The sequence below is a fragment of the Frankia sp. CgJB1 genome (assembly GCF_977947065.1).
The window spans coordinates 1-5,229 of the sequence record NZ_CDWTNB010000239.1 but is presented as its reverse complement, the minus strand read 5'-3'; the positions used below and the strand labels follow the sequence as shown (position 1 = coordinate 5,229).

2 protein-coding genes are annotated in these 5,229 nt (G+C 72.3%); both read left to right on the top strand.

The window, feature by feature from the left end; genetic code table 11:
- The first annotated feature begins 117 nt into the window (after window positions 1–117).
- A complete protein-coding gene (gene drmD, locus AC08OT_RS18995; protein WP_476603131.1) occupies window positions 118–3,435 on the top strand; it encodes a DISARM system SNF2-like helicase DrmD in 3,318 nt (1,105 codons plus the stop codon).
- Window positions 3,432–5,228, top strand: a complete 1,797-nt coding sequence (locus tag AC08OT_RS18990; RefSeq protein WP_476603130.1) for a hypothetical protein — start codon at window positions 3,432–3,434, stop codon at window positions 5,226–5,228. Before drmD ends, AC08OT_RS18990 begins: the two co-directional genes overlap by 4 nt.
- Window position 5,229 lies beyond the last annotated feature (1 nt).

Sequence of the window (5,229 nt, the reverse complement as noted above, 5' to 3'; positions counted from 1 at the left end):
TCCAGGACAGGCTCTGAGATGGGGACCGAAGAGAGCCGGCACGGTGCCACCGGGCCGGGAATCGGTCGCCCGGCGTCCTGCCAGACTGGTCGGGCTGTTCACCAAGGGGGGTATCAGGTGCCGAGTTCGACGACCGAACGTGCTCCGTCAGCACGCCGCGTCCGCCAGCAGGCCATGGGCGGGACGGGGCCGGGTCCGGGGGTGCCGGCATCTGACGAGCGTCCCGACATCGGCGCGCTGGTGGAGGTCCGTGGTCAGAAGTGGGTGGTCGCGGACATCGACGGACCGGCCGCCGACGGGGCGCCGAGCACGAGCACGTTGGTCACCCTCCAGAGTGTGGAGGACGGTCGCTACGGCCGCACCGTCGAGGTGATCTGGGAGGTCGAGCCGGGCCGGCGGGTCCTGCCCAGTGGTTCGCTGCCCGACGTCACCCAAGGCGGCTTCGACCCACCGGGCCGGCTGGCCGCCTTCCTCGACGCGGTGCGCTGGTCGGCGGTGACCTCCGCGGACGCCCGGCGGCTGCAGGCTCCGTTCCGCTCGGGGGTGGCCGTCGAGGACTACCAGCTCGAGCCGGTGGCGCGCGCCCTTGCGGCGCCCCGGGTGAACCTCCTGCTCGCCGACGATGTCGGCCTCGGTAAGACCATCGAGGCCGGGCTGGTCGCCGAGGAGCTGCTGCTGCGGCACCGGGCGCGCCGCATCATGATTGTCTGTCCGGCCGGGCTCACCCTGAAATGGCGTGACGAGATGGCCGAGAAGTTTGGCCGCGATTTCACGATCATTGACGCGGAGCGCTGCGCGGCGGTCCGTCGCTCGCACGGTAGCGGGGCGAACCCGTTCGAGGTCTACCCGCTGACGATCGTCAGCCTGCCCTGGCTGCGTGGCCCGAAGGCGCAGCGGCTGCTCGACGAGGTGCTGCCCGGCGATGGTCAGCCGACCTACCCGCGGACCTTCGACCTGCTCATTCTCGACGAGGCCCATCACATCGCCCCGGCCGCGCCCAGGCAGGTCTACGCCGTCGACTCCCAGCAGACCAAGCTGATCCGCCGGCTCGCGCCGCACTTCACCCACCGGCTGTTCCTGTCCGCCACCCCGCACAACGGCTACCTCGCCTCGTTCACCGCGCTGCTGGAGATCCTCGACGACCAGCGGTTCGCCCGGGGCGTCGAGCCGGACCGGACGGCCGTGGACGAGGTCGTGGTCCGCCGGTTGAAAAGCAGCATCGAGAACGCGGACGGCACCCCGCGGTTCCACCGGCGCCGCTCGATCGACATGCCGGTGGTCTACCCGGACGGCGAACGGGAGATCCACGGCCTGCTCAAGGAGTTTGCCGCACTGCGCCGGGCCCGGCTGGATTCGCCGCGCGGCCGCAAGGCGACCGACCTGGTGACCCTGCTGTTGAAGAAGCGGTTGTTCTCCTCCCCGGCGGCGTTTGGCCACACCGTGGGCGTCTACCGGGAGACCCTCGTGTCCCGGCACGGGCGCCCGGCCCACGCGTCCCGCCTCGCGGACGAGGCCGGGCCGGGGATGCCTGGGCCGGGGGCGCCTGGGCCATGGATGCCCGAGCCGTGGATGGAGGCCTACTTCGACGACGTCGCGACCCTGGACGACGAGCAGCTCGCCGACGCCGAGGACGACGCCCTCGGCCGGATCGGGCCGATGCAACTCGATCCCACCGACGGCGAGATCGAGCTGCTGGACCGGATGCGGCGCTGGGCGGACGCCCACGAGGCCGAGCCGGACGCCAAGGCCCGCGCGCTGCTCGATTATCTGAACGCGGTGTGCCGGCCGGACGGGCGGCACTGGTTCGACGAGCGGGTCGTCGTGTTCACCGAGTACCGCGACACGCAGATCTGGCTCGCCGGACTGCTGCGCCAGGAGGGGTTCGCCGGGGAGCGGCTCGGCCTGTTGCACGGCGGGCTGTCCGTCGACGAGCGCGAGCAGCTGCGGCTCGCCTTCCAGGCCGAACCGAGCGAGCATCCGATGCGGGTCCTGCTCGCCACCGATGCGGCGAGTGAGGGCATCGACCTGCAGAATCACTGCCACCGGCTGGTCAACTACGATATCCCGTTCAACCCGAATAAGTTGGAGCAGCGGATCGGCCGCATCGACCGGTACGGGCAGCGCCGCTCCCCGGAGATCCGGCACTTCGTCGGCTTCGGCTGGTCGGGCACCGTCGACTCCTTTGAGGCCGACCTGGAGTTCCTGTCGCGGGTGGTGAAGAAGGTCTCGCAGATGAAGGCCGACCTCGGGTCGGTCAACGCGGTGCTCTCCGATCGGGTGCAGCGTCGGATGCTGGGGGAGCGGATCGACGTCGGTCCCGACGACCTCGACGTCGGTCCGGGCGGCTCCGTGGCCGCCGGGGGCACCGTCCCGGTCGCGGAGAACGTGCGCGAGCAGGTGCGCCGGCTGCGGGCGAACCTCGACGACACGGTCCGCGAGCTCGGCATCACCCCGGCGGCGGTGCGCCGCGTCGTTGGCACGGCGCTGAGCCTCGCCCGCCAACAGGCACTCACCCCGTACGTCGATGAGAAGGAGCACGCCGAGGGGCTGTTCACGGTGCCGACGCTCACCGGCTCGTGGCAGCGCGCCTCCGCGGGGCTCACCGAGAAGCTGCGCCGTGAGGACCTTCCCTCGGGCACGCCGCCGCGCCAGCGGCCGATCACCTTCGACCCGGCCGTGGCGAAGGACCGCGACGACGTCGTGCTCGCGCACCTCGGCCACCGCCTCGTCGACATGTCGACAAGGCTGCTGCGGGGCGCCGTCTCCAACGCCGACGTCGGGCTGCACCGGGTCACCGCCGTGCGCTCGGACGATCCGCGCTGCGAGGAGGTGCTGATCGGCGCGTTCTCCCGGTTCGTGCTGGTGGGCGCGGACGGCGTCCGGCTGCACGAGGAGGTCCTGTACGCGGGCGGCTGGGCGCCGGCGACCGGGCGGTTCCGCCGCCTGGAGAATCTGACGGTCCTCGGCGATCTCGTCGGTACCGCGCTCGCCGCCGGCCGGCCCGTCTCCGGGGAGACACGGGAGCGGCTCGCCGAGCGCTGGCCGGCAGTGCGGCCCGGGGTGCTCTCCGCTCTGGAGTGGCGGACGAGGACCCGCCAGGAGTCGCTGACCCGCCTCCTCGGCCAGCGCCGGGCTGCCGAGGAGAATCGGATCACCACTATCCTCGATCAGTTCGCCGCGACGCTGCGCGGTGCGATCGAGGATCCGGAGAACGACGAGGACGCCCTGTTCAGCCGGTTCGAGATCGCCAGGGGCCGCGAGGAGCTGGCCCAGTACCGCAAGGACCGGCAGGCGTGGCAGGACCGGCTCGACCGGCTGGACCAGGAACGGCGACGGGAGCTCGACGTGATCGCGCAGCGATACCGTGACCCGAGGCAGCACCAGTTCCCCGTCGCGGTCGTCCTGGTCGTGCCGGCAGCGGAGGAGGCGCGATGAGCACCGTGGGTGCCACCACGCGGGGCCGGGGCATCCCCGGAGGTCGCAGCGGTGGCGGTGGGGGTCGGCGCCGGCCGCCCGCGCCGGACGGCTCCGTGCAGCACCGCGAATGGCTAAGCCTCATCGAGGTCAGCGGGCCGTTCCTCAGCCTGCCCGTGCTCCGGCGGGTCTGGCCGACGCTCGACCCGCTGGAGAAGAAGACCCGGGAACGCCTGCGCCGGGAGCACACCGCCTGGCTGGACGATCCCGCTGGCGGCCAGGCGGCCTGGGTGCGTTTCGTCCTCGGCGAGCTACTCGGCTGGGGGAACACGCTCATCCTGCCCGATGACACAGATGACACAGATGACATGGATGACACAGATGACACGGACGGCGCGGACGGCGCGCTGCGCTCGTTCACCGTCGACGTCGGCGAGCACGACGCGCGCATCGTGCCGTCCTTCGTCCTCGTCGATCCGGACACGGTGGCCGCGAGGCCGTCCGAGGTGAAACCGGACGCGGTCCGCGTGCTCGGTCTGGTCGTCGCGCCGTCACAGTCCCCGACGGCGCGGATCGCCGGGCAGGCCTGGGCGGCTACGCCGGTGGACCGGGCGGCGATCGCCTGCCGGCATCACGGGATCGAGCTCGCGCTGGTGACGAACGGCCGGCAGTGGGCGCTGGTCTGGGCGCCGCGCGGCGGGGTGACGTCGACGGCGGTGTTCGACGCGGTGTCCTGGCCGGAGGCGGCCGAGCGCGACGTCGTGCGGGCGTTCGTGTCGCTGCTGTGCCGGCGGCGCTTCTTCGGCGTGCCCGACGACGAGACGCTGGTCCCGTTGCTGAAGGCGAGCCTCGGCAGCCAGGAGGAGATCACCGAGGCGCTCGGCGTCCAGGTCCGCCAGACCGTGGAGCTGCTCGTCGCCGCCTTCGGCCGCTGGCACGTCGCCGAGCGGGACCGGGGTGGCGCCGGGCTGCGCGACGTCGACGCGCACGACGTCTACCGGGGCGCGGTCGCGGTGATGATGCGCATCGTCTTCCTGCTCTACGCCGAGGAACGCGGCCTGCTGCCCGCCGGCAACGACCTGTACGCGAGCACCTACTCCGCCGGCCGGCTGTGCGCCGAGCTGGAACAGCAGCTTTACGACGGCGCGACCGAGGACGACTTGGAGCAGTCGACGGCGGCCTGGCACCGGCTGCGCGCCCTGTTCACCGCCGTGTACGCGGGGGTCGATCATTCCCGGCTGCGCATGCATGCCTACGCCGGGTCGCTGTTCGACCCGGCCGCCCATCCGTGGCTGCCGCTCGGGGTGGACGATCGCACGGTGCTGCACATGCTGCGTGCCGTCCAGTACATCCAGGTCGGCAGCGGGAAGTCCCGGGCGCGGCGGACGCTGAGCTTCCGCTCGCTGGACGTCGAGCAGATCGGTTACGTCTACGAGGGTCTGCTCTCCTACGACGCCGAACGCGCCCCGGCCGCGGAGGTGGTCGTCGGCCTAGTCGGCCGGGAGGGGCTGGAGGCCGAGGCGAAGCTGTCCGAGCTGGAGGAGCTCGCCTCGCGTCACCGGGGCCGCCCGCTGCTCGCCGCCGCGCTCGCCGAGAGGTTCGCCGCCAGTGGGATCGGCGCGCCGAAGGCGGTCGAGCGCCGGCTCGTTCCGCTGGAGGCCGGCGAGCGGGAGGAGGCCCGCAAGGCCCTGCTCGCCGTGACCCGCGGCGACTACCCAACCGCCGAGCGGCCAGCCCGTCGTGGTTCTGGAGGACGGGCTGTACGTCACCGAGTCGCCGCTGCGGAAGAACACCGGCACCCACTACACCCCTAGG